Origin of the sequence: Enterobacter sp. JS8-1, from assembly GCF_049187015.1 — a bacterium.
Taxonomy (GTDB): Bacteria; Pseudomonadota; Gammaproteobacteria; order Enterobacterales; family Enterobacteriaceae; genus Enterobacter; species Enterobacter mori.
The window spans coordinates 2,433,739-2,455,621 of sequence record NZ_CP185805.1 but is presented as its reverse complement, the minus strand read 5'-3'; the positions used below and the strand labels follow the sequence as shown (position 1 = coordinate 2,455,621).

Sequence of the window (21,883 nt, the reverse complement as noted above, 5' to 3'; positions counted from 1 at the left end):
AATTTCACGATACAGCATAATTGGCCTCCTTATATGTTTTGAGTTTGTAGGTGACTATCACTATACAACGTTTCTTTGCATATACCAAACAGAGGGGCAGCAGTGCTGCCCAGGATTATCTTTTTCGTATAAAAACATATAGGGCTAGTGTGAGAACTGACGCAATGAATGTGGCTATACCGAAAAAAAGGTACAGAACAAAATCCATGATCAATTCGTCGCCATATATTTCAAAATGCTCCGCAAAAGAGTATTGCGCTTCCGGTGGAATAACTTTATATAGTGTGAGTAGTGAAAGAAACACTGCCGTACACCATAGCAGTGCCAGTAGTACCACCTTCATTAATAAACCTGCACAACGCCATGAGCAATCATATAGTTTCCCAGTTGCTGCCCTCCCGTTCTAAGCAAGGCTGATGCCAGAACCTTAAAATCGCTCTGACTGTAAAGCGTGATACATCCCTTACTTAATCCAGATGGTCCGATAGGGTGCAATCTGAATTCTCCTCGCCTTATCCCGTTCACAAAAGTCTCATCATTTATCAATCCGTCATCGCGATACAAAGCAAACCACTCGCTCCGATTGGAACCCGTGAAAAATGCATTGACACTGTCCTTTGTTTGAGTATACCAACCACCTAATCCACGCAATAGTATGAAATATCGGCCCGGAGGGAGAGGGCCTATGTCGGGTAGAGACGCGCTTTCGGGACGATTTGTTGCATTACCATTCCCAGAAAATGCAGGGAAAAAACCCACACCGGGCACAGACAATGTTGCATACTTACCGCCGTTAAGGTGGAAATAACACTGCAGGAGGTTCATGAACGATCATTCCATGAATCAGCGAAGATGATATTACCGTCACAATGCCGCCACGTGATTTTCTCATAGCGTAGGGAAATATTTTCAAGATGGTTATGTTTTTCCATCGCTGGATTTTTTACGTCATGCATTACCGGGCATATTGAGACAACTTTAACGTTCTCCAGATACATGTTGAAGTACTCGACCTCCTGACCAGCATCATTGATCTTATACCACTTAAACTCGGCACTTTTCAGCGTTTGGCCTTTTGCCACGGCCTTGTATAAATAAGGGCTAGAACTGTCAAACTCCTTTTCAAATACCAGCGCACTATGAACGCGTGTAGCCGTTATTTTTCCTGTCATGTTATCTGTTGGCAGATGCAGCCCATGACCGAACCCTAATATCTCGATACTTTCCTCGCGATCTTTTACATCAACAGCGCCTTTGATATCTGCGCCGCCGTCATCTTTAAGCCAAAGGTATGCCGGAATTGCCATTTCAAAACTCCTTTTTCAATTAATGAATTTAGTGATGCGGAACGTTACTAAACCTTTAAAAGAAACTGTTTATTAGGCAAGAAATGCTATGCAAAATATTTATATTTCAATGAGATATGTATTATTGTTGGAGTATTGATTTTCAAAATAATGTTAAGGGGAATGCTGTAGAAGCGGCAAACAAAATCAAGGGAGTAGGGTGTTGACATCCCCTCTCCCTTTTGAGGAGAGGGAACGGTCGGCGTGCAGAATTAAATCGAGGTACGGCGATAGCTGCGGTATTCAGGCTTCCAGAAGTTGTCGTCGATGGCCTGCTGCAGCGCATCGGCAGAGGTTTTCACCGCCACGCCCTGCTGCTGCGCCATTTTACCTACCGCGAATGCGATAGCGCGCGACACCTTGTGAATGTCTTTCAGCTCTGGCAGCACCAGACCTTCGCCGTCATTGACCAGCGGCGAGTGGCCCGCCAGGGTTTCGCTTGCCGACATCAGCATTTCGTCGGTAATGCGGGATGCGCCGGAGGCGATCACGCCCAGACCAATGCCCGGGAAGATGTAGGAGTTGTTGCACTGGGCAATCGGATAGGTTTTATCCTTCCACACCACCGGATCGAACGGACTGCCGGTCGCGACCAGCGCGTTACCTTCGGTCCAGGCGATGATGTCCTGCGGCGTCGCTTCCACGCGCGAGGTCGGGTTAGACAGCGGCATCACGATAGGGCGCTCGCAGTGCTTGTGCATCTCGCGGATGATCTCTTCGGTAAAGAGACCGGTTTGTCCGGAAACGCCGATCAGAATATCCGGCTTCACGTTGCGCACCACGTCCAGCAGGGAAAGGACTTCGTTGTCGGTATCCCAGTTTTTCAGATTTTCGCGCTTCTGCACCAGCTTGGTCTGGAACGGCAGCAGGTTCGGCATACCGTCGGTCAGCAGGCCGAAACGGTCAACCATAAAGACGCGGGAGCGGGCCAGCTCTTCGCTTAACCCTTCACGCTGCGTCTGGGCGATAATCTGCTCGGCAATACCACAGCCCGCAGAGCCAGCACCAAGGAAGACAATTTTCTGATAGCTCAGCTGGCTACCGGCTGCGCGGCTGGCAGCGATCAGCGTGCCTACGGTCACCGAGGCGGTGCCCTGGATATCGTCGTTGAACGAGCAGATCTCATCCCGATAACGGTTCAGCAGCGGCATCGCATTCTTCTGCGCAAAGTCTTCGAACTGCAAGAGTACGTCCGGCCAGCGCTGTTTCACGGCCTGGATGAAGTCGTCGACAAACTGATAGTACTCATCGTCGGTTATACGCGGATGACGCCAGCCCATGTAAAGCGGATCGTTCAACAGCTGCTGGTTATTGGTTCCGACATCCAGCACCACCGGCAGGGTATACGCCGGGCTGATGCCACCACAGGCGGTATACAAGGAGAGCTTGCCGATTGGGATCCCCATCCCACCGATGCCCTGGTCACCAAGACCCAGAATACGTTCGCCGTCGGTCACCACGATGACTTTAATATTGTGGTTTGGCACGTTCTGCAGAATATCGTCCATGTTGTGACGATTCTGATAAGAGATAAATACCCCACGGGAACGACGATAGATCTCAGAGAAACGTTCACAGGCGGCACCCACCGTCGGGGTGTAGATCACCGGCATCATCTCTTCGAGATGGTTTTGCACCAGGCGATAGAAGAGGGTTTCGTTGGTGTCCTGGATGTTGCGCAAGTAGATGTGTTTGTCGATTTCCGTCTTGAAGCCCTGATACTGTATCCAGGCGCGCTCCGCCTGTTCTTCAATGGTTTCAACCACTTCAGGTAAGAGGCCAAGCAGGTTAAAGCTGCCGCGCTCTTCCATGCTGAAGGCGCTGCCTTTGTTAAGCAGGGGAAATTCGAGTAAAACGGGTCCGGCGTATGGGATGTATAAGGAACGATGTTTTTTCAGTTTGTTGTCCATGTCACTCACTCTTTTTATGAAGATCCGTCCCTGACACTGCTGTTTGTCATCTTTCTGGCCTGTGCTACGGGGTGCGGTCGGGCGGTATTATAAAGGAGCTAAATATTAATTACCGCAACACATAAACAAAAACACCATCGGGATTACCGATGGTGTCGTAAATATCTTACTGGAACTTACTTGCCTGCGTGGCGCTTTCTGCCCGTGGCGTGGGTGACCTGCGTTTCACTGTCGCCCTCAATCACCACTTTACGTTGGTTTGAAAGCTTGTAGTTCAGTCCCAGAATATGGCGTGCCTGACGGTTCGATTTCATGTTAACTCCTCAATCCTGTTGATAGTTTTAAGGACAAGCTTGCTTACGCAAACGAAATGTAACCCCTTAGGTTGCAGATCCAGCTTAGCAGGTTTTTACAAAGGTGCGTTTCGCCCGCTAACAACATAGTTAATGGTCTGCTGGTAGATGTCACTGAGGATGTCATTGTCTGTGGATTCCACCCACTTGGTCAGTTCCATCAAAATGTCATCTTCAGTCACAGCACCGTGCTCGGCGTGAAGACCCTGCGCAATGGCGTTAACGAGTTCCGGTTGTGCTGCTGTAGTATTTGCCGGGTAATAAGTAAACATGCTGCCTCCGTGTCGTTGTCTGTTTAATGTTACGGCGTGCAAAAATATAATTCACATTCAGAATGGCAAATATTTCCGGCGCTGTGTGTAAGATTCATCTTAGAATTAAAAAAGTCATAAGTGCATGCTTTTATGTGCTTTTAAAAAGGAGGGGGAATCACTGGGAGAGCGGGTAGATATTTGCGGGTTGCTCCTGCTATCACGAAAATATAGCAGGAGCAGAGTTTAACTTACCACTTCATTTCGCCGGTATTCACCTTAGCGCTTAACTCAAGAGAGCTGACTTCGGCCAGGTCCGGCTGCTGTTTTTTCATCGCGGCAATCACGCCAGCAGAATCCTTATGCTTGGCCAATGCCTGTTCAAACTGCTGCAGATACGTGCGGGTAAAGTCGATAGCGCCGGTTCCGGCAGGCGGCGTACCGAGGTAGTGGCCCGGGATCACGCGCTCTGGCTTGTGCGCGGCCATATTATCCAGGGTTTCCTGCCACTGCTGACGGCGAGCCGACGTTTGGGTATCCGCTGTCCAGACGTGAATGCCCCAGGAGACGCCGGTGCCGCCGAGGATAGTCTTCGCTGACGGGATCCACACATAGGCCGCGTAGCTGTCTGGCTCCTCAATATCAATCTTTTCTCCGTCAACCATAAACGTGGTGGACGCGAGCACCTGCGGGACAACCAGCTCCGTTGGCGCGCCATCTTTCATCTGCGGACCCCAGAAGGCGAGTTTGGCGTCTTTGGTGGCTTTGATATGGTCAACCACATGCTGCGTGGCCACCACTTTAGCATTCGGGAAGGCTTTCACCAGCGGCTGAAGGCCAAAATAGAAATCCGGATCGCCGGAGGTGATCACAATCTTGTTCAGTGTTTTCCCGCTTTTGCGGATTTTTTCTACCAGCGCTTCGCCATCTTTCACGCTGAACTGCGCGTCAAACAGCACCGCCTCTTTCGGGCCGGAGACCAGCGTGGAGGAGACCGCAAAAATGCCTTTTTCCTGCGGGTTATAGGTATCAATGGTCAACGGCGCGGCAAACACAGCCGGAGTAAAAAGGGTGGAAAGCAGGGCAAGGTGAGTGAATTTCATGCTGTTGTCTCTGTTGTTCAGGAATATCGCTATTGTACGGATATTCGTATTTGCCAGAATTCCTGAAACAAGACATGCTTTGTTTCATAAATCGAGCAAATGGAGTGTTGTATGGATCGCGTTATTGCTGCTCAGGTCTATAACCGAATATGCGAGCTGGGGAGCCTGAGCGCGGCAGCCCGCGCGCTGGGTATTTCTCGCCCAATGGTCAGCCGCTATCTGGAACAGATGGAAAAGTGGGCGGGAACGCGGCTGGTAAACCGCTCGACGCGCAAGCTGACGCTGACGGCGGCAGGGGAAAAGGTGCTGCAAAAAACGCGCACGCTTTCGCAGCTGTCGCAGGAAATTGAAGATCAGTCGGCAAAAGATTTGCCTTCAGGCACGCTGCGGGTGGCCTGCGCGCATTTTACCGCTATGCACATTATCGCGCCGGTGCTGCCCGATCTGCTGTCCCGGTTTCCGCAGCTGCGCGTTGAGCTGGACGTGAACAACCATCCGGTGAGCCTTGTCGGAGAACGGATTGACGTGGCGATTCGCATCACGGATAACCCGGAGCCGGGAATGATTGCCCGCAGGCTGGGTGAGTGCCGCTCCGTACTCTGTGCATCGCCGCAGTATCTTGCTACCCACGGTACGCCAGTACATGCGGATGACTTAGCGCAGCACAACTGTCTGCACTACAGCTTTTTCGCTGGTCAGTCGTGGCACTTCCTGACGCCGGAAGGGGAAAACGTCAGCGTCGCCGTAAGCGGCAACCTCAGCGCCAGCATCTCATCGTTGTTGATGGATGCGGCAGAGAAGCACTGCGGCATTGCGATGCTGCCAGAGCAGGAAGCTCACGCCGCGATTGAGCAGGGTACGCTGGTCCCGTTGCTGAGCGGGCTGAAACCCAAAACCTTAGCCATCCACGGTATTTATCAGTCCCGGGAATATCAGCCCGCAGCACTGCGCGTCTTTCTGGACGAGATTGCGCGCTATCTGTCAAACGACGCACGGCAGGGCTGATGGCTATTTCGCATTCAGCCAGGGGGATGACGTGCTCCAGAAGATGATATCAGCGCCGAGATAATTCTCTGCAAACTGCACAAACTCATTTTTAGTGAACGGTTTACCGGTCGCCGGGTTGCGGTAGGTCAGGGTTGGCTCCTGAACGGCCATGGCGACGAGGGCCAGTTTACCTTTGTACTGATTGAAGAACGGGTAAGCGTTCTTCATGTGCGCCTTACGGTTGGGAACGATATCCGGGCCGCCGAGGCCAATGTTATTGGCGCTGGCAAAGGCAAACAGGCGTCCCATGTAATTGCGATCGTTATTCCACTCGCACGGCCAGAAGTTGACATACTGCACGACATGGGATTGGCTGAATGCCTTTCGCGCATAGGCAAGGTTTTCCATTTCTCCGGCAAAATAGCTATCACATGAAAATCCCTTTGGTGGTTTTTTCTCGTCAAGATCTATCGCCGTTTCGGGGAGATTCACGCCATACACCCGGCCATCAAATTGCTTAGCAATGGCCGCCAGTAACGCCTGATACCGCAGACGCACGGCGGGATCCCACTGTTGAGCTACCCAGCCCGAGCCAACCGGTTTACCTTCCCCTGGGTTATCAAACTGCGGCGCAATGCCGCCGCCATATTGCTTATCCTTCATCAGATAGTCAGGAACATAGCGGGCATCTTTTTCGAAAAAACGATCCTGAATTTTGAATAAAGAGTTTTTTATTGGCGGCCTTGAGGCGCGCCAGATCCTGTTCAATCTGCGAGAAGTCATAGCTGTCCTTCTCTTTTTCCAGCGCGCGCCAGCTGTAGACGATCTGCACACCGCCGATGTCGCTTCGCGCAATAAGAGGGAACGCCGCGTCGAGATCGCCTGAACTGGTATAAATAAAGTTTTCCGGCGTCTTTGCCAGCAGAGACAGCGACATAGCCAGCGTCGTTACCGCGAGGACCATCCTGATTTTTAGTGTCATATGTTTATCCTTGTTGTCGGTAGGGCAAAGGTAAGTTACGGAATTGTCTGGGTTCAGGAGAGTGCCAGAGGCATAGTCTATACTTAACCCTTTGTAAGCCAAAAGGAGAGCAAGAATGACGATTCATAAGCACGGTTCGGCACACTGGTCTGGTGACATCAAATCAGGAAAAGGGACGGTTTCAACGGAAAGTGGCGTCCTGAATCAACAACCTTACGGCTTTAACACCCGTTTTGAAGGCGCTAAGGGCACGAACCCGGAAGAGTTGATTGGCGCAGCGCACGCCGCCTGTTTCTCAATGGCGCTGTCGCTGATGATTGGTGAAGCGGGCTTCACCGCGGATTCCATTGACACCACGGCGGATGTCTCACTGGACAAGGCCGACGGTGGTTTTGCGATCACAAAAATTGCGCTAACCAGTAAAGTTACCGTACCGGGTATTGACCCGCAGAAATTCGACGGCATCATCCAGAAGGCCAAAGCTGGATGCCCGGTATCGCAGGTATTAAAAGCGGAAATCACGCTGGACTATAAGCTCAACTAAGTCTAAAGCCGGGCGCCCGCCCGGCTAGCCCTTCAACGCTGTCGGGAACACGTCACCCAGCCACGTAATAAATGCCCGCAGGCGATGCGTCAGATGCCGGTTCTGCGGATAAACCACATGAAAAGGATAATCCCCAGGACGCCATTCATGAAGGACTTCAACTAACGCTCCGGTTCTCAAAGAGGAACGGGCCGCGTAGCCAAACGTCTGAATAATTCCCAGCCCCGCGACCGCCGCCGCCAGGTGCGCATTGCTTTCGTTCACCCCAAGATAGTGCGGCACGCTGATGTCCAGCGCCTCGCCGTTTTCTCTGAAGCGAAAAGGAAACGCCCGTCCGGTTACGGGTGAGAGATAGCTCACCAGCTTGTGCCCATTGCGCAGCTCTTGCGGGTACGCGGGAATGCCGTGACGCTTCAAATAGTCGGGTGACGCACAGGTCACCCTTTCCGCCTCCCCGATGCGGCGGGCGATCAGCGTTGAATCATCAAGCGGGCCACCGCGGATCACGCAGTCCACGTTGCCGCCTATCAAATCTACCGGGCGGTCAGCCACGCCCAGATCGATGCGAATATCCGGATACCGCTGCATAAAATCCGGCAGCAGGGGGATCAGCACGTCACGCGCGGTGGAGCCACCGACGTCAATACGCAAATGCCCTTTGGGCGTACAGCAGGAGGCGCGAAACGAGGTGTCGATATCCTCAATATCAATCAGCACCCGCATGGCTTTTTCATAGTATTCCGTCCCCTCCAGCGTCGTCACGACGCGGCGGGTCGTCCGGTGCAGCAGCCTCGTTTCCAGATGCGTTTCCAGCGATTTAACCAGCTTGCTCAGCGTGGCGATCGGCATGTTCAGAGAATCTGCCGCACGCGTGAAGCTGCCGGATTCGACGACTCGCGTAAACGCCCGCATCGCCAGTAATTGATCCATGCGATCCCCCGGATTATTTCTCTGTGTGAATAGTCATTTTCATTTTTGCCCATTTTTCACCAATAACGCCAGCGCTAAAGTGTGTTCAACCCAACCCCTCATTAAAGGTGAATACAATGAACACAACGCTCGCAGGAAAAATCGCACTGGTCACCGGCGGCAGCACAGGTATTGGTTTGGCAACCGCGCAGGAGCTGGCGGCACAGGGTGCTAAGGTCTATATCACCGGTCGCCGCCAGGCTGAGTTGGATGCCGCTGTCACCAGCATCGGTGCCGCTGCCGTGGGTATCCGTGCAGACGTCTCTTCGCTTGCCGATCTCGACCGGATCTACGCCCAAATTGCACAAGAAGCAGGTCACCTGGATATCCTGTTTGCTAACGCAGGCGGCGGGGACATGCTGCCGCTCGGGGCCATCACCGAAGAGCAGTTTGACCGGATCTTCGGCACTAACGTGCGGGGCGTACTGTTTACGGTACAAAAAGCGCTGCCGCTGTTGGTCACCGGCTCATCCATCATCCTTACGGGGTCGACCGTATCGGTGAAAGGGACCGCCAACTTCAGCGTGTACAGCGCCAGTAAGGCCGCCGTGCGTAACTTTGCCCGCTCCTGGGCACTGGATTTACAGGGGCGGGGCATTCGCGTCAACGTCGTCAGCCCTGGTCCAGTCAAAACCCCAGGACTGGGTGACCTGGTGCCGGAATCCCAGCGCCAGGGGCTTTACGACGCATTGGCCGCTCAGGTTCCGCTGGGCCGCTTAGGGGCACCGGGAGAGGTCGGTAAAGCGGTGGCGTTTCTGGCCTCCGACGCGGCCAGCTTTATTAATGCCGTCGAGCTGTTTGTCGACGGCGGAATGGCGCAAATCTAACCCGCATTTCGCCAGCAGCGCACGTTCCGGCCCTCACGCGAGGGCTGTAACGGCTGAGGACGTTCACACCCCTGCGTTGCCATCGGGCAGCGGTCGCGAAAATAACACCCTTCAGGCAGATGGCGGTTACCCGGAAGGTCCGTTTTACGCAGCGCCAGCGCTTCATCCAGCGGCACGCCGGTTTTCGGGACGGAGTCCAGCAGCAGCCGGGTATACGGGTGCTGAGGATCCCCCAGAACCTGCGCGGCGCTTCCCAGCTCAACGATTTGCCCCAGATACATCACCGCCACGCGGTCGCTCATGTGCCGGACCACCGAGACGTTATGCGAGATCAGCACATAGGTGAGATTGCGCTGCTGCTGCAGCTTGATCAGCAGATTGAGGATCTGCGCCTGCACGGAGATATCCAGCGCGCTGGTGGGTTCATCCAGCACGATGACGTCAGGATCGGACGAGAGCGCACGGGCGATGGCGATGCGCTGGCGCTGGCCGCCCGAAAACGCGTGGGGGAGCCGCTCGAGGTACTCCGGACGAATCCCGACCTGCAGCGCCAGATCCTCAGCAAGCTGGCGACGTTCACGTACGCTGCTGCGTTTTTGCACCCACACCGGCTCGGTGATAATCCGCCAGACCGGCAAGCGCGGATCGAGCGACGAGAGCGGATCCTGAAACACCATCTGCATATCGCCAGCATGGTGTGTCCGCTGGCAAACGCCGGTACTGGGTTTGAGCATCCCCATCAGCAGCTGCGCAAGCGTACTTTTGCCGCAGCCGGACTCTCCGACAATGCCCAGCGTTTCGCCCCGATGGAGCTGGAGATCCAGCCCGTTGAGGGCGTGAACCTGCTCGGTTACGCGCCCAAGCCAGTTTTTGCGCGCAGTAAAGTTTACATGCACGCTGTTCAGTTCCAGCAGAATGTCAGACATGGTGTGCCCCCTGTTGCGGGTACCAGCATGCCGCCTGTTGGCCTTCAGCGCCATGTGGCATCAGGCGGGGCGTTTCGCCGCATTTCGCGCCAGCGGCAAAGCAGCGCTCGCGAAATGCACACCCGCGCGGAAGCTGGCTGAGGTTCGGTACCGTGCCGGGAATGGCGGGTAGAATATCGCGAGGTTGGCCGTTTTCCGGTGCGCACTGCAGCAGGCCGATGGAATAGGGATGAACGGGATGATGAATTAACGTCTGCGTGGCACCGCTCTCTATCACGCTCCCTGCATACATCACGTACATCCGGTCACAAAGCTGCGATACCACCGCCATATCGTGGCTGATAAACAGCACTGAGGTGCCGCTGGCGCGCGCTTTATGCTTCAGTAACCGCAGCACCTGCAGCTGGACGGTCACATCCAGCGCGGTGGTGGGCTCATCCGCAACGATAAGCTCCGGCTCGCAGGAGAAGGCAAGGGCAATCATCACCCGCTGACGCATGCCGCCGGAAAGCTCAAACGGATAGCGCTCCATCACTCTGGCCGCGTCGGGGATTTGCATCTCCTCCAGCAGGCTGATGGCTTTTTGCTGCGATTCGCGGCGGGAGAGCGGCTGATGCTGGCGGATCACCTCCACCATCTGTTTGCCGATGCGCCGGGTGGGATTGAGCGCCGTCATCGGCTCCTGAAAAATCATCGCCACCTTCGCGCCGCGCCACTGGCGAAGCTGTTTTTCCGTGGCGTTCAGCACGTCTTCACCCAGCAGTGTGACCTTTCCGTGATGAACACGGTAGCTGCCTTCCGGCAGCAGGCGCATCGCCAGCATCGCTGTCACCGATTTGCCCGAGCCGGACTCGCCCACCACGCCGACGATTTCCCCGCGTTTGATCTCCAGCGAAACGTGGTTAAGCGCATGAACGTCTCCGCGAAAAATCGGGAAGCTCAGGTGTACATCTTCTATCGCTAAAACGGCATCACTCATCACTGCTTTCCTCCCGATTTCGGATCCAGCAGGTCGCGGATCCCATCGCCAAACAGGTTAAAACCGACAGCGGTGATCAGAATCGCCGCCCCCGGAAAGGCGCAGTACCACCACTGGTCAAGCACGTAGTTGCGGCCAACGGCGACCATCGCACCCCATTCGGCGGTGGGCTGCTGCGCGCCTAAACCAATGAAGCCCAGCGTGGCGGCCATCAGGATCGCGCTGCCGATATCCAGTGAGGCCTGCACAATCAGTGGCGGCAGGGCGTTGCGCAGGATGTGCCAGCTGATCAAGTGCCATCGCGAAGCGCCAAAGGTACGTGCGGCCTGCACGTAGGTAAACTGGCGCACAACCAGCGTTTGCCCGCGCGCCAGGCGGACATAAAACGGAATGCGCACAATCGCAATCGCCAGCATGGCGTTAAACAGGCTCGGGCCGAGCGCGGCGGCCAGCGCCATCGTCAGCACCAGCGAAGGGATGGAGAGCATAATGTCCATAATCCGCATGATAATGGCGTCACCGCGCCCGCCCAGCACGCCGGACAGACAGCCGAGCAGAGAGCCAATACCGCCCGCGATCGCCACCACGGCTAACCCTGCGGTAATGGACTGCTGGCTGCCAATCAGCACCCGGCTGAACAGGTCGCGGCCCACTTCATCGGTGCCAAACCAGTGTTGCGCAGACGGAGCCTGCAGGCGGGCGGTCAGATCGAGCGCGTTCGGGTCGTGCGGTACGATCCACGGTGATGTCACCATCAGCGCCAGCATCAGCAGCATTATCACGCCGCCAATCAGCGTGAGCGGGCTTTGGCGCAGCATCCAGAACAGCTTTGCCCAGTTGATGCGCTGCTTTGCGGGTTTTACGGGGACGGACGTTTCCTGAGTTAACATCATTCGGCACCTCCGCGCCCGATTCGTGGGTCAATCCACAGATAAAGCAGATCCACCACCAGATTGACGAGGACATACGCCAGCGACACCACCACCGCGAAGCCCATTACTGCCGGGAAATCCAGCGCCTGAATAGAGGTCACCACCCAGGCACCCATTCCCGGCCAGGCAAAGACGGTTTCGGTCAGCACCGCACCGTAAAGCAGATCGCCCAGCGCCAGCCCGAGCACCGTAATCGACGGGATCATCGCATTGGGCAGAGCATAGCGCAGGACGATGTACCAGCCCGGCAGGCCGCTGGCGCGGGCGGTGCGGATATAATCCTCGCTAAGCTGCTCCAGCATCGCCGAGCGAACCTGTCGCGCGACAATCCCCAGGTGAACAAACGCCAGGGTGAGCGAGGGGAGAATCAGGTGCTGCAGTGCGTTGAAAAACACCTCGCCGTTGCCTTCCAGCAGCGCATCCAGCAGATAAAACCCGGTCACTTGCGTGGGCGGATCGAGCCAGTCATCCAGCCTGCCGCCGCCCGGGAGAATTTGCAGTTGTCCGTAAAACAGCACAATCACCCCCAGCCCCAGCCAAAACGCGGGCGTGGAGATGCCGGTCATCGCCATCAGCCGCACCAGGTGGTCCAGCCAGCGGTTACGGTAGACCGCGGATAAAATGCCCAGCGGCACGCCAATCACCAGCGCCAGCAGCAGGGAGCAAAAGGCCAGTTCCAGCGTGGCGGGAAAAAAGGCCTTCAAATCTTCCGCCACCGGCCGCCCCGTGCGGATGGAGGTGCCTAAATCACCGTGCGCCAGCGCGTCCACGTAGCGACCAAACTGGACCCAGAGCGGCTGGTCCAGCCCCAGCTGCTGGCGGATGCTCTGGACCATTTCGTCGCTGGCGCGGTCACCGGCCAGCAGGCGGGCCGGATCGCCGGGGATCATGTGTGAAATAACAAAGGTGATAATACAGACACCGGCCACCACCAGGAGTAACCCCCAGCAGCGCTGGCGCAGAATGCTCCAGAACGTCATACATTTTCCCCCGGCGAGAGCCGCTACTTGCTCATGGTGGCGATGTTGAACACCTGCTCGAGCATCGGATTAAAGGTGAAGCCTTTGACCTCTTTGTTCATCGCCAGCTGGTAGTTTTTCTGGAACAGATAAACGTAGGCTGCCTCGTCAATCACCACTTTTTGCGCCTGCTGATAGTCTTTGGTGCGCTCGGCCTGGTCAGTGGTTTTCAGCGCCGCCTGAAGCAGGGCATCGACCTCTTTGTTCTCATAGAACGAGCGGTTGCCCGGCAGCCCTTTTTTGTCCGATTCGAACCAGTAGTTCATGAACATATACGGGTCGGCAAAGTCCGGGCTCCAGTTGCCGATGGCGATGTCGTAATCGCCTTTGCCCACGCGGTCGCGCATGGTGGCGTTGGCCAGTTTCTCCAGCTTGACGTTAATCCCGAGCTTGCCGAGGCTCGCCTGAGTGGAGAGGGCGATCGGCTCCCAGTTCGGATCGTTGTCGGAATAGAGGAACGTCAGGCTGGCGGGTTTATCCTTCACTTTTTCCAGCGCCGCTTTAGCTTTGGCCTCGTCAAAGCTGTACTGCATGGCGGTGGCGTCATAGCCCCACATGCCGTCCGGGATCGGCCCGCGCATCTGCTTGCCGTTGCCGCTCAGAATACCTTTCACCATCCCCTGATAGTCCGTCGCCCAGGAGACTGCCCGGCGTAAATCAGCCTGGTTCATCGGCGCTTTGCTGTTGTTCAGATAGAGATAGGTCACACGCAGGGACGGGTACTCCGCGACGGTCACTTTGCCTTCCTGCTTGAGGGCGGGAAGCTGATCCACCGGCAGAGAGTCGGCGATGTCCAGATCGCCACGGGAAAGCTGCAGGCGGCGCGATGCGCTCTCGCCAATGATCTTCACCGACACGCGCTTAAAGTGCGGCTTGTCGCCCGGCCAGTGTGGGTTCGGTACCAGCACCAGCTGCTGGCCTTTCTGCCAGCTTTTCAGCATAAACGGGCCAGATCCCGCCGTGTTCTGCGCCAGAAAACCGCGTGCATCATCGGCGGAATTGGCTTTCAGCGCCGCCGGGTTAATGATGGAGGCCCCGTCGTTCGCCAGCGTATAGAGGAACGGGGCAAACGGCTGGCTGAGGGTAAATTTCACCGTGTGCTCATCAACCGCATCAACCTTGAGATCTTTCGGGAAGGCTTCCGACGGGCCCTGAGCGATTTTCAGCAGACGTTCGAAGGATAGCTTGACCGCCTCGGCGGTGACCGGCGTACCGTCGGAGAATCTGGCGTTGTCCGTCAGGGTAAATGTCCACTCTTTCTGGTCGTCGGACGCTTTCCAGCCCGTTGACAGATCGCCTTCCACCTCGGTCGTGCCCGGCTTGTATTTCACCAGACGTTGATAGGACGGGTAGGTGACCGTCCAGTCGTTGTTATCAATTGTCACCGCCGGGTCGAGGGTTTGCGGATCGGCCGCCTTGCCAATCACCAGCATATCTTTGGGGACGGCTGCCAGTGCAGCGGTAGAAGTTAACGCCAGCGTAGCGGCGATCAGCGTGGTCAGAAGCGTTTTTTTCATGGCCGGGCTCCAGTATTAACGTGCAGCGTGTGTGGTCGAAAAACAGGGAAATTGGTCGTCTAACAGCGGGTAGCCTGCGGCGTTTGGCAGCTCGAAATGCCACCATTCGCTGCTGATGCCCACGAATCCGCCGCCAAACATAATGGCGTTGAGCAGCAGGCGGTTGCGCTGTGCCTGCGGCGGTACGGAAGGGTGATACGGATGCGAGCGGTCGTGCATTTCGTCAAACCCGGCGCCCATATCCAGCACGTGACCCCGTTCATCCATCAAGGTGACGTCGATGGCGGTCCCCCGGCTGTGGTTCGAGCCAATGGCCACATCAACCACGTATTCCGGGTTTGGGCAGGCATCCCACAGTTGCGCCTGGGCCTCCTGCGGACGGTAGGCGTCGTAGACCACCAGTTTCAGTCCGGCCAGGGTAGCAATGCCGATCGATTTCGCTAACGCGGTAGCCGCATCGGTATGCAGCAAGCATCGCGCTTCCAGATAAATCGGCCTGCCGGTGATGTTGTCATCGGTGGCGTATTTAAGATCGATATGCAGTGCGGGAAACGTCTTCGCCACATCAACCAGTTGATACTCGTCGGACATTGATCCACTCCTTTAGCGTTCGAATTGACCAAACTCTTGTTGTAGCTGTCGGTTTACCGCGAGGCGTTCCGGCAGCGCTTCACCCAGTGCTTCCACCACGCCCGAGAGCAGCAGGTTGAACAGGCAACTGACGGGGGCAAGTGAATCCCAGAAGTGTCCGGTATCGGTTTTCACCTGCAGTAAATCGATAGGGTAATCCCGCGCCCACGGACACCAGATATCGGTAATGAGCGCCATCGGAATGCCTTTTTCACTCGCGACGCGACAGTACTGACGGGCGATAGCGGAGTAGGCGCGGGTATCGGTCAGCACCACGTAGGGGTTCGCAAATCCGGAGTTCAGGGACTCCACCCAACTGCCAGATAACCCTTCTGAGTAGCTCACGCGCGGGCGCAGATATTCCAGATGGCTGAAGAACGCATTAGCGATCCCGCGCGTCGACTGAATACCCAGCACAAATACCGCGTCTGCACGGGCAAGCTGATGGACCACCTGCCTGAAGGCCTCGCTTTGCGCCAGCTGGTACACCTGCGTAATCGCGTCGATCTCCAGGGAAAGCGAGTGCTGAACGCGGTCCGACAGCGGTTGCTGCTGCTGCCACGAGTCAAGACGCTCGTTCATGCCCCAGGGCTGATAAGGGTCGCGCAGGCTTTTTTTGGCATCGTCAAGATTGCGGTAGCCCAGCTTTCGCAGGAAGCGCCCGACGGTGATCCCGCTGGTCCCGGTAATCAGCGCCACGCTTTCTGCCGTTTCAAAGGGGATCTGCGCGGCGTGCGCCAGCATCCAGCTTGCCACCCGCTTTTCGCTTGGCGTGAGCTGACTGAAGGTCGCTTCGATACGGCTCAGCACTTCAGGTTGTGTCGTCATACCGCCTCGCTGTTAACTGGCTGTCAATTGCCGAATTTTTGTTACCTGATTAACAATGCAGGACGCGTGCCATGTTCACAGAGGGGGTAAAACCCGCTATGCAGCAAAGTTAATGCAATATTTGTTTAACCAATGATCAACATTTGTGCAGCGTAGTTCACTTTTGGTGCATTGGTCGAAGCGGAGGAGAATGATTTTGGTGAATACGTCAGTGCCTTCACATTTTTGTTAAGATTGAAGGACACTAAGCTGGAAAGGAAAATCGGCATGGCGAATTGGCCCTGGCGTGTCAGCGTGCGGCTGATTGCGTTCGCAAAGAAAAGTATCCTGGTGTTGGGGATTATCCTGTTTGTACTGCTCGCCGTGCGGGTTTATCTCTCGCAGCAGGGGCCGGAACTGCACCGCTGGCATACCTGGCGCGCGGATGAAATGTCCGTCCAGGAGATGGACAAGGCAAATTTCGCCCAGTACCTGACCCGCGAAAACGCCATTTTCAGCGCGCTGGAAAACGAGGTGACGGCGAAAACGGAAGCAGAAGAGCAGACACCGCTTAACCGCTACAACCGCCAAAGCCTGGTATGGCCCGGACAATTTTCACCCGATGCCAACCGTTCATTTGTGCTGATGCCAAAAGGCAAACCACGCGGAGCGGTGGTGCTGCTTCACGGACTGACGGATTCGCCTTACAGCGTGAAACACCTTGCGGTTAACTATCAGCTGCATGGTTTTGTCGCCGTTGTTCCGCGCCTGCCCGGTCATGGCACCGCGCCCGGCGCGTTAACGGATGTCGACTGGGAGATGTGGATGGCGGCGACGCGGCTTGCCGTACGTGAAGCGACGCGTCTGGCGGGTGACGCGGTGCCGCTGCATCTGGTGGGGTATTCCAACGGCGGGGCGCTGGCCATGAAGTATGCCCTTGATGCGCTCGACGCCCCGACGTTGCGTAAACCTCAGCAGTTGGTTCTGCTGTCACCCATGATTGGCGTCACGGCGTTCGCCCGTTTTGCCGGATTCGCCGGGCTACCCGCGATGTTACCGGCATTTGCCAAAGCCGCGTGGCTCAACATTGCCCCAGAATATAACCCCTACAAATATAATTCGTTTCCGGTGAACGCGGCGCGACAGTCGTGGTTACTGACGCAGGCGTTGCAGCAGCAGCTTAGCCATGATGCCCAGAACCACCGCCTCGACCAGCTTGCGCCGGTGATAGCGTTTCAGTCCATCATGGATTCGACGGTCAGTACCCGGGCAGTGGTGACGGGGCTGTTTGACCAGCTTCCGGGAAACGGCAGTGAACTGGTGGTATTTGATATCAACCAGGCGGCGAGTTTCCGCCCGTTGTTTAAACCCTCTTCATGGACAGCGCTTTCCGATCTCCTGCCTGCGGCAAAAAGGCGTTACAGTGTCACGGTGGTGACCAATCGCAGGGCAGACAGTGATGACACGGTTGCTAAGATTACGCCTGCGGAGAGTACGCATGAAACGGTAGTTCCGCTCTCCACTTCGTATCCGCAAGAGGTCTATTCGCTCTCGCATGTGGCCATCCCATTCCCTCCTGAAGATGATCTGTATGGCCGTCATCCGGAGGTCAAAAACCGCTATGGCATCAGCCTGGGGACCATTGCGCTGTGGGGCGAGACATTGGTTCTTAGCGTTGGGAAGGATGCGCTCATGCGGGTCACGTCGAATCCGTTTTACGACTATATGCAGGAGCGGATTAACGGGCGCATTGAGGGGAATTAATTGGTTTAATGAATAGATTAGGCCGCAAGGGGGAAGTATGTTAAACAGTAACTTCCAGACGTTTACCTCATATTCGGACCCCGATTCTGTGCTTACTACTCTTATTTATCGAAGCCAGTGGAATTTATCCTGCAGCTCTGCAGAGCTCAGCGCGCTGGTTGAAAAGGCCAGGATCCGTAATACGGGGGAGAACATCACCGGTATTCTTCTCTCGAACGGAAGCGAAATTCTGCAACTTCTCGAAGGGAAAGAAGAGAGCGTGGTGAAGCTCTTCCATAAGATCCGCGAAGATAAACGGCATGCAGACGTGGTAGAGCTCATGCGGGATTACGGTCCACGCCGACGTTTCGACAACGTCGGTATGCTGCTGTTTGATCTGCAGGTCCAGTCGCAGAAAGAGGTTCTGGAATCGGTTCTGCATTACAGCAAACTCGAGAGTTATCTGACATCTGACGATCGGGTGTTTAAATTTATCCAGTCGTTTATTACCGGCAATAAATCGACATCGTCTGGCTCGCATTTCGAACCAGAGAAATGGACGCTTTCCCGCGAGAGCACCTCTTTTAGTCACGCCCTGGGGCTGTTTGCCGATCAGCCCTGCCAGTTTGCCCTTCAGCCGATTGTCGAGCCCTCGGAAGGCAAAATTAGCTCTTTTGAAGCGCTGATCCGCGGAAATGACGGCGGAAGCCCGGAGCATTTCTTCAATGCTCTCGACCCGGATAAGATTTACGAGGTCGATCTGCAAACCAAAGCGTATGCCTTCGCGCTGGCCGAAAAACTGGGGATCGGGAGTCACAAAATTGCAGTGAACCTGCTGCCAATGTCGCTGGTGAATGTGCCTGGCGCGGTTGAGTTTCTGGTCGAACAGATCGGCAGGTATGGTTTACAGCCTGAGCAGGTAATCATCGAAGTGACCGAAAACGAGATGATTTCCGGTTTCAATAAGTTTAACAGCGCCATTAAACAGCTGCGTGCAGAAGGGATTGGTCTGGCCATTGACGATTTTGGCTCTGGCTATGCCGGGCTTTCTCTGCTGACCCGATTCCAGCCGGATAAAATTAAAATCGACCGGGAGATTGTCAGCAATATTCACCTGAGCGGTCCGAAGCAGGCGATTGTGCGCTCAATCATTAGCTGTTGTACCGACCTTGAAATTACCCTGGTGGCCGAAGGCATCGAGAAGCTCGAAGAGTGGTTCTGGCTCGAGTCTGCCGGGATCCGCCGTTTTCAGGGCTTTTTGTTTGCTCGCCCACAGCTGAATGGCGTGTCTGATATTAACTGGCCGCATATGACGCGTTGATCACGCATTCCATACAATTCCTCCTCGACTATTTCCCCCTCATGCCAGGCTATGCTTAAATAGCTAAAACGGTTTAACATTGTTTAGCAGAGAGGGTGACATGAAAAAGATCTGGGTTCTTGGTGATGCCGTGGTGGATCTCCTGCCAGATGGGGAAGGCAGGTTATTGCAATGCCCCGGCGGCGCACCGGCAAACGTGGCGGTTGGCGTTGCGCGGCTGGGGGGAAACAGCGCGTTTATCGGCAGAGTGGGCGACGATCCTTTTGGCCGCTTTATGTATCAGATATTAGCTGATGAGAAGGTTGAGGTGCAGCAGATGCGCCTTGACCCGGCGCATCGCACCTCTACGGTGGTTGTCGATCTGGATGACCACGGCGAACGCTCGTTTACCTTCATGGTGCGCCCGAGCGCCGATTTGTTTCTGGAACCCGCCGATCTGCCGTCCTTCAGCGCCGATGAGTGGCTGCACGTCTGCTCCATCGCCTTAAGCGCAGAACCGAGCCGATCAGCGGCGTTTCAGGCGATGACCTCCATCAGGGAAGCGGGTGGTTACGTCAGTTTCGACCCCAATATTCGCCCGGATCTCTGGGCTGATGAGAACGAACTTCGCCGCTGCCTCGAACTGGCTTTGCAGCACGCAGACGTGGTCAAACTCTCCGTTGAGGAGCTGACGTTTTTAACCCACGACGCTCAGGTTAAACCCGGGCTGGAGGCACTCATGCGCCGCTGTCCGGCCCGTCTGGTGCTGGTCACGCTGGGCAAAGAGGGCGTTATTGCCTGGCATGATGGCACCGTGAAACACTATCCGGCAACCTCCGTGGAGTGTGTCGATACGACCGGAGCAGGTGATGCCTTCGTGGCCGGTCTTCTCTACGGACTGGCCGCCGGTCAGGAACTTGTTCCGGTTATCGGACTCGCGCAGCGCTGCGGCGCGTTAGCCACGACGGCGAAAGGCGCAATGACCGCGCTGCCTTACCATCACGAACTGTAATTCCCCCCCATGGCCGCCCGTCGGCGGCCTGAATTGTCGCCTCGATCACACAAACTAAATCGGTTTAGCAAAAAACATTGCCGATCCAAATTTCACGGGTTTAGTATCAGCAACCTAAACCGGTTTAGCAATTTAGCACTTTTAATAAATACTTTTAGGGATGCGACAAAATGTATAAAAAACGCAGACTTGCCGTGATGATAGGCATGCTGGCCGGCAGTACCTCTGTTTTTGCCCAAACGGATATGACAAGCATCGAAGCGCGCCTTGCCGCGATGGAGCAGCGCCTCCAGGCTGCGGAAACCCGCGCACAGGTTGCCGAGAAACGTGCCACGGTGGCGGAGCAAAAAACGCAGCAGCTGGTGGCGGCTCAGCAGCAGGCGCAAACCACCACTCAGGAGGTGGCGCAACGTACCACGGTGCTGGAGAAAAAAGCCGACCAGAGCAGCGGGTTTGAGTTCCACGGCTACGCCCGTTCGGGCCTGCTGATGAACGACGCGGCCTCCAGCAGTAAAAGTGGTCCATACCTGACGCCAGCCGGGGAAACCGGTGGTGCGGTAGGGCGTCTGGGTAACGAAGCAGACACCTACGTTGAGCTGAACGTGGAGCACAAACAGACGCTCGACAGCGGGGCGACCACTCGCTTCAAGGCAATGCTCGCCGATGGCCAGAAGACCTATAACGACTGGTCCGCCGATACCAGCGATCTCAATATTCGTCAGGCCTTTGCCGAACTGGGAAATCTGCACGATTTTACCGGCGCGCTAAAGGGCAGCACCTTCTGGGCGGGTAAACGATTCGATCGCGATAACTTTGACATTCACTGGCTGGACTCCGACGTGGTGTTTCTCGCCGGAACCGGCGGCGGCGTGTATGACGTGAAGTGGAACGAGAACCTGCGCAGCAACTTCTCGATTTATGGCCGCAACTTTGGCAGCGAAGAGGAGATCGACAATAACGTTCAGAACTACATCCTCAGCATGAACCACTTCGCAGGTCCGCTCCAGGTGATGGTCAGCGGCTTACGGGCAAAGGATAATGACGACCGTAAAGACAGCAGCGGCGATCTGATTAAAACCGATGCGGCGAACAACGGCGTGCACGCCCTGGTCGGCCTGCATAACGAGAGTTTCTACGGGCTGCGTGAAGGTTCCGCCAAAACGGCGCTGCTCTACGGCCACGGTCTGGGAGCCGAGGTTAAAAGCATCGGTTCGGATGGCGCGTTGCTGTCGGAAGCCGATACCTTGCGCTTTGCAAGTTACGGTGTCACGCCGCTCGGCGGTGGCTGGCATATCGCGCCTGCCGTGCTGGCGCAGAGCAGCAAGGACCGCTACGTGAAAGGCGACAGCTATGAGTGGGTCACCCTGAATACGCGCCTGATCAAAGAGGTCACGCAGAATTTCGCCCTCGCGTTCGAGGGCAGCTATCAGTACATGGACTTAAACCCGGAAGGCTACAAGGATCGCAATGCGGTCAACGGCAGCTTCTACAAGCTGACCTTCGCCCCGACGTTAAAAGCGGGCAAGATTGGCGATTTCTTCAGCCGTCCGGAGCTGCGCCTGTTTGCCACCTGGATGGACTGGAGCAGCAAACTGGATAATTACGCCAGCGATGATGCCTTTGGCAGCAGCGGCTTCAACGCTGGCGGGGAATGGAACTTTGGGGTTCAGATGGAAACCTGGTTTTAACCCATCACGCTCCCGCCTGGCGGGAGCGTTTCGCACATCATAAAAAAGAAGTCAGGCA

21 protein-coding genes and 1 pseudogene are annotated in these 21,883 nt (G+C 55.7%); 7 read left to right on the top strand and 15 right to left on the bottom strand.

Features of this window, described 5'->3' with window-relative positions:
- Positions 1 to 342: 342 nt before the first annotated feature.
- The 6 genes from ACOQH0_RS11645 to ACOQH0_RS11620 form a co-directional block, all read right to left on the bottom strand.
- On the bottom strand, positions 343 to 825 hold the full coding sequence (locus ACOQH0_RS11645; protein ID WP_182945433.1) for a DUF2778 domain-containing protein: 483 nt from the start codon (positions 823 to 825) through the stop codon (positions 343 to 345).
- Positions 822 to 1,307 carry an Hcp family type VI secretion system effector gene (locus ACOQH0_RS11640; RefSeq protein WP_421510386.1) on the bottom strand — a complete coding sequence of 162 codons (486 nt, stop codon included), beginning with the start codon at positions 1,305 to 1,307 and terminating at the stop codon, positions 822 to 824. The genes ACOQH0_RS11645 and ACOQH0_RS11640 overlap by 4 nt, the downstream gene beginning before the upstream one ends.
- A 251-nt stretch (positions 1,308 to 1,558) precedes the next feature.
- Positions 1,559 to 3,256, bottom strand: coding sequence for an NAD-dependent malic enzyme (locus ACOQH0_RS11635; RefSeq protein WP_089598514.1), 1,698 nt, complete (start codon positions 3,254 to 3,256; stop codon positions 1,559 to 1,561).
- A 176-nt stretch (positions 3,257 to 3,432) separates the two neighbouring features.
- Positions 3,433 to 3,570 (bottom strand): stationary-phase-induced ribosome-associated protein, encoded by a 138-nt coding sequence (gene sra / locus ACOQH0_RS11630; RefSeq protein WP_013096533.1) that lies wholly within the window; start codon positions 3,568 to 3,570, stop codon positions 3,433 to 3,435.
- A 95-nt stretch (positions 3,571 to 3,665) separates the two neighbouring features.
- Positions 3,666 to 3,881: a biofilm-dependent modulation protein gene (gene bdm, locus ACOQH0_RS11625; protein WP_010431341.1), complete on the bottom strand. Its 216-nt coding sequence runs from the start codon at positions 3,879 to 3,881 to the stop codon at positions 3,666 to 3,668.
- Positions 3,882 to 4,111: 230 nt separating this feature from the next.
- A complete protein-coding gene (locus ACOQH0_RS11620; protein WP_042714308.1) occupies positions 4,112 to 4,963 on the bottom strand; it encodes a Vmh family MBL fold metallo-hydrolase in 852 nt (283 codons plus the stop codon).
- A gap of 111 nt (positions 4,964 to 5,074) precedes the next feature.
- Between ACOQH0_RS11620 and ACOQH0_RS11615 the strand changes: the two genes are divergently transcribed.
- Complete coding sequence (locus ACOQH0_RS11615) at positions 5,075 to 5,968, top strand: LysR family transcriptional regulator (protein WP_237848046.1); 894 nt, start codon at positions 5,075 to 5,077, stop codon at positions 5,966 to 5,968.
- A gap of 3 nt (positions 5,969 to 5,971) precedes the next feature.
- Here the strand turns inward: ACOQH0_RS11615 and ACOQH0_RS11610 are convergent.
- Positions 5,972 to 6,932: pseudogene (locus ACOQH0_RS11610) on the bottom strand (hypothetical protein).
- Between the two features lie 115 nt (positions 6,933 to 7,047).
- On the opposite strand from ACOQH0_RS11610, the gene ACOQH0_RS11605 reads away from it, so the two are divergent.
- The gene (locus ACOQH0_RS11605; RefSeq protein ID WP_010431333.1) at positions 7,048 to 7,476 is read left to right on the top strand and encodes an OsmC family protein; all 429 of its coding nucleotides are present in this window, start codon (positions 7,048 to 7,050) and stop codon (positions 7,474 to 7,476) included.
- Between the two features lie 24 nt (positions 7,477 to 7,500).
- Here ACOQH0_RS11605 and ACOQH0_RS11600 read toward each other — a convergent pair whose 3' ends face one another.
- Positions 7,501 to 8,406: a LysR family transcriptional regulator gene (locus tag ACOQH0_RS11600; RefSeq protein WP_421510385.1), complete on the bottom strand. Its 906-nt coding sequence runs from the start codon at positions 8,404 to 8,406 to the stop codon at positions 7,501 to 7,503.
- Between the two features lie 116 nt (positions 8,407 to 8,522).
- Between ACOQH0_RS11600 and ACOQH0_RS11595 the strand changes: the two genes are divergently transcribed.
- Positions 8,523 to 9,272 (top strand): SDR family NAD(P)-dependent oxidoreductase, encoded by a 750-nt coding sequence (locus ACOQH0_RS11595; protein WP_010431330.1) that lies wholly within the window; start codon positions 8,523 to 8,525, stop codon positions 9,270 to 9,272.
- On the opposite strand, the gene ACOQH0_RS11590 is transcribed toward ACOQH0_RS11595, so the two are convergent.
- The 7 genes from ACOQH0_RS11590 to ACOQH0_RS11560 are packed head-to-tail and all read right to left on the bottom strand — an operon-like array spanning position 9,269 to position 16,103.
- Positions 9,269 to 10,198 (bottom strand): oligopeptide/dipeptide ABC transporter ATP-binding protein, encoded by a 930-nt coding sequence (locus tag ACOQH0_RS11590; RefSeq protein ID WP_214605102.1) that lies wholly within the window; start codon positions 10,196 to 10,198, stop codon positions 9,269 to 9,271. The two genes, ACOQH0_RS11595 and ACOQH0_RS11590, sit on opposite strands and share 4 nt — an antisense overlap.
- A complete protein-coding gene (locus tag ACOQH0_RS11585) occupies positions 10,191 to 11,177 on the bottom strand; it encodes an ABC transporter ATP-binding protein (protein WP_421510384.1) in 987 nt (328 codons plus the stop codon). Before ACOQH0_RS11585 ends, ACOQH0_RS11590 begins: the two co-directional genes overlap by 8 nt.
- Entirely contained in the window at positions 11,177 to 12,070 is an 894-nt protein-coding gene (gene ddpC / locus ACOQH0_RS11580) for a D,D-dipeptide ABC transporter permease (protein WP_108417419.1), read from the bottom strand. Before ddpC ends, ACOQH0_RS11585 begins: the two co-directional genes overlap by 1 nt.
- Entirely contained in the window at positions 12,067 to 13,089 is a 1,023-nt protein-coding gene (locus tag ACOQH0_RS11575) for an ABC transporter permease (protein WP_421510383.1), read from the bottom strand. The genes ddpC and ACOQH0_RS11575 overlap by 4 nt, the downstream gene beginning before the upstream one ends.
- Positions 13,090 to 13,112: 23 nt before the next feature.
- Positions 13,113 to 14,645 (bottom strand): ABC transporter substrate-binding protein, encoded by a 1,533-nt coding sequence (locus ACOQH0_RS11570; protein ID WP_421510382.1) that lies wholly within the window; start codon positions 14,643 to 14,645, stop codon positions 13,113 to 13,115.
- 15 nt (positions 14,646 to 14,660) lie between these two features.
- Complete coding sequence (ddpX, locus tag ACOQH0_RS11565) at positions 14,661 to 15,236, bottom strand: D-alanyl-D-alanine dipeptidase (protein WP_421510381.1); 576 nt, start codon at positions 15,234 to 15,236, stop codon at positions 14,661 to 14,663.
- A gap of 12 nt (positions 15,237 to 15,248) precedes the next feature.
- A complete protein-coding gene (locus ACOQH0_RS11560; protein WP_010431311.1) occupies positions 15,249 to 16,103 on the bottom strand; it encodes a MurR/RpiR family transcriptional regulator in 855 nt (284 codons plus the stop codon).
- A 267-nt stretch (positions 16,104 to 16,370) separates the two neighbouring features.
- Here ACOQH0_RS11560 and ACOQH0_RS11555 point away from each other — a divergent pair, with 267 nt between their 5' ends.
- From ACOQH0_RS11555 to ACOQH0_RS11540, 4 genes are all read left to right on the top strand, one after another.
- Positions 16,371 to 17,846, top strand: coding sequence for an alpha/beta hydrolase (locus ACOQH0_RS11555; RefSeq protein WP_421510380.1), 1,476 nt, complete (start codon positions 16,371 to 16,373; stop codon positions 17,844 to 17,846).
- Positions 17,847 to 17,934: 88 nt separating this feature from the next.
- Positions 17,935 to 19,146, top strand: coding sequence for a diguanylate phosphodiesterase (locus tag ACOQH0_RS11550; protein WP_421512348.1), 1,212 nt, complete (start codon positions 17,935 to 17,937; stop codon positions 19,144 to 19,146).
- Between the two features lie 100 nt (positions 19,147 to 19,246).
- Positions 19,247 to 20,137: an aminoimidazole riboside kinase gene (locus ACOQH0_RS11545; RefSeq protein ID WP_421510379.1), complete on the top strand. Its 891-nt coding sequence runs from the start codon at positions 19,247 to 19,249 to the stop codon at positions 20,135 to 20,137.
- 170 nt (positions 20,138 to 20,307) lie between these two features.
- On the top strand, positions 20,308 to 21,825 hold the full coding sequence (locus ACOQH0_RS11540; protein WP_421510378.1) for a carbohydrate porin: 1,518 nt from the start codon (positions 20,308 to 20,310) through the stop codon (positions 21,823 to 21,825).
- Positions 21,826 to 21,883: the final 58 nt, after the last annotated feature.

Excerpts from the sequence above, each read along its gene's own strand:
- ACOQH0_RS11645 (WP_182945433.1), bottom strand. The coding sequence starts at position 825 with ATGAACCTCCTGCAGTGTTATTTCCACCTTAACGGCGGTAAGTATGCA.
- ACOQH0_RS11640 (WP_421510386.1), bottom strand. The coding sequence starts at position 1,307 with ATGGCAATTCCGGCATACCTTTGGCTTAAAGATGACGGCGGCGCAGAT.
- ACOQH0_RS11635 (WP_089598514.1), bottom strand. The coding sequence starts at position 3,256 with ATGGACAACAAACTGAAAAAACATCGTTCCTTATACATCCCATACGCC.
- sra (WP_013096533.1), bottom strand. The coding sequence starts at position 3,570 with ATGAAATCGAACCGTCAGGCACGCCATATTCTGGGACTGAACTACAAG.
- bdm (WP_010431341.1), bottom strand. The coding sequence starts at position 3,881 with ATGTTTACTTATTACCCGGCAAATACTACAGCAGCACAACCGGAACTC.
- ACOQH0_RS11620 (WP_042714308.1), bottom strand. The coding sequence starts at position 4,963 with ATGAAATTCACTCACCTTGCCCTGCTTTCCACCCTTTTTACTCCGGCT.
- ACOQH0_RS11615 (WP_237848046.1), top strand. The coding sequence starts at position 5,075 with ATGGATCGCGTTATTGCTGCTCAGGTCTATAACCGAATATGCGAGCTG.
- ACOQH0_RS11605 (WP_010431333.1), top strand. The coding sequence starts at position 7,048 with ATGACGATTCATAAGCACGGTTCGGCACACTGGTCTGGTGACATCAAA.
- ACOQH0_RS11600 (WP_421510385.1), bottom strand. The coding sequence starts at position 8,406 with ATGGATCAATTACTGGCGATGCGGGCGTTTACGCGAGTCGTCGAATCC.
- ACOQH0_RS11595 (WP_010431330.1), top strand. The coding sequence starts at position 8,523 with ATGAACACAACGCTCGCAGGAAAAATCGCACTGGTCACCGGCGGCAGC.
- ACOQH0_RS11590 (WP_214605102.1), bottom strand. The coding sequence starts at position 10,198 with ATGTCTGACATTCTGCTGGAACTGAACAGCGTGCATGTAAACTTTACT.
- ACOQH0_RS11585 (WP_421510384.1), bottom strand. The coding sequence starts at position 11,177 with ATGAGTGATGCCGTTTTAGCGATAGAAGATGTACACCTGAGCTTCCCG.
- ddpC (WP_108417419.1), bottom strand. The coding sequence starts at position 12,070 with ATGATGTTAACTCAGGAAACGTCCGTCCCCGTAAAACCCGCAAAGCAG.
- ACOQH0_RS11575 (WP_421510383.1), bottom strand. The coding sequence starts at position 13,089 with ATGACGTTCTGGAGCATTCTGCGCCAGCGCTGCTGGGGGTTACTCCTG.
- ACOQH0_RS11570 (WP_421510382.1), bottom strand. The coding sequence starts at position 14,645 with ATGAAAAAAACGCTTCTGACCACGCTGATCGCCGCTACGCTGGCGTTA.
- ddpX (WP_421510381.1), bottom strand. The coding sequence starts at position 15,236 with ATGTCCGACGAGTATCAACTGGTTGATGTGGCGAAGACGTTTCCCGCA.
- ACOQH0_RS11560 (WP_010431311.1), bottom strand. The coding sequence starts at position 16,103 with ATGACGACACAACCTGAAGTGCTGAGCCGTATCGAAGCGACCTTCAGT.
- ACOQH0_RS11555 (WP_421510380.1), top strand. The coding sequence starts at position 16,371 with ATGGCGAATTGGCCCTGGCGTGTCAGCGTGCGGCTGATTGCGTTCGCA.
- ACOQH0_RS11545 (WP_421510379.1), top strand. The coding sequence starts at position 19,247 with ATGAAAAAGATCTGGGTTCTTGGTGATGCCGTGGTGGATCTCCTGCCA.
- ACOQH0_RS11540 (WP_421510378.1), top strand. The coding sequence starts at position 20,308 with ATGTATAAAAAACGCAGACTTGCCGTGATGATAGGCATGCTGGCCGGC.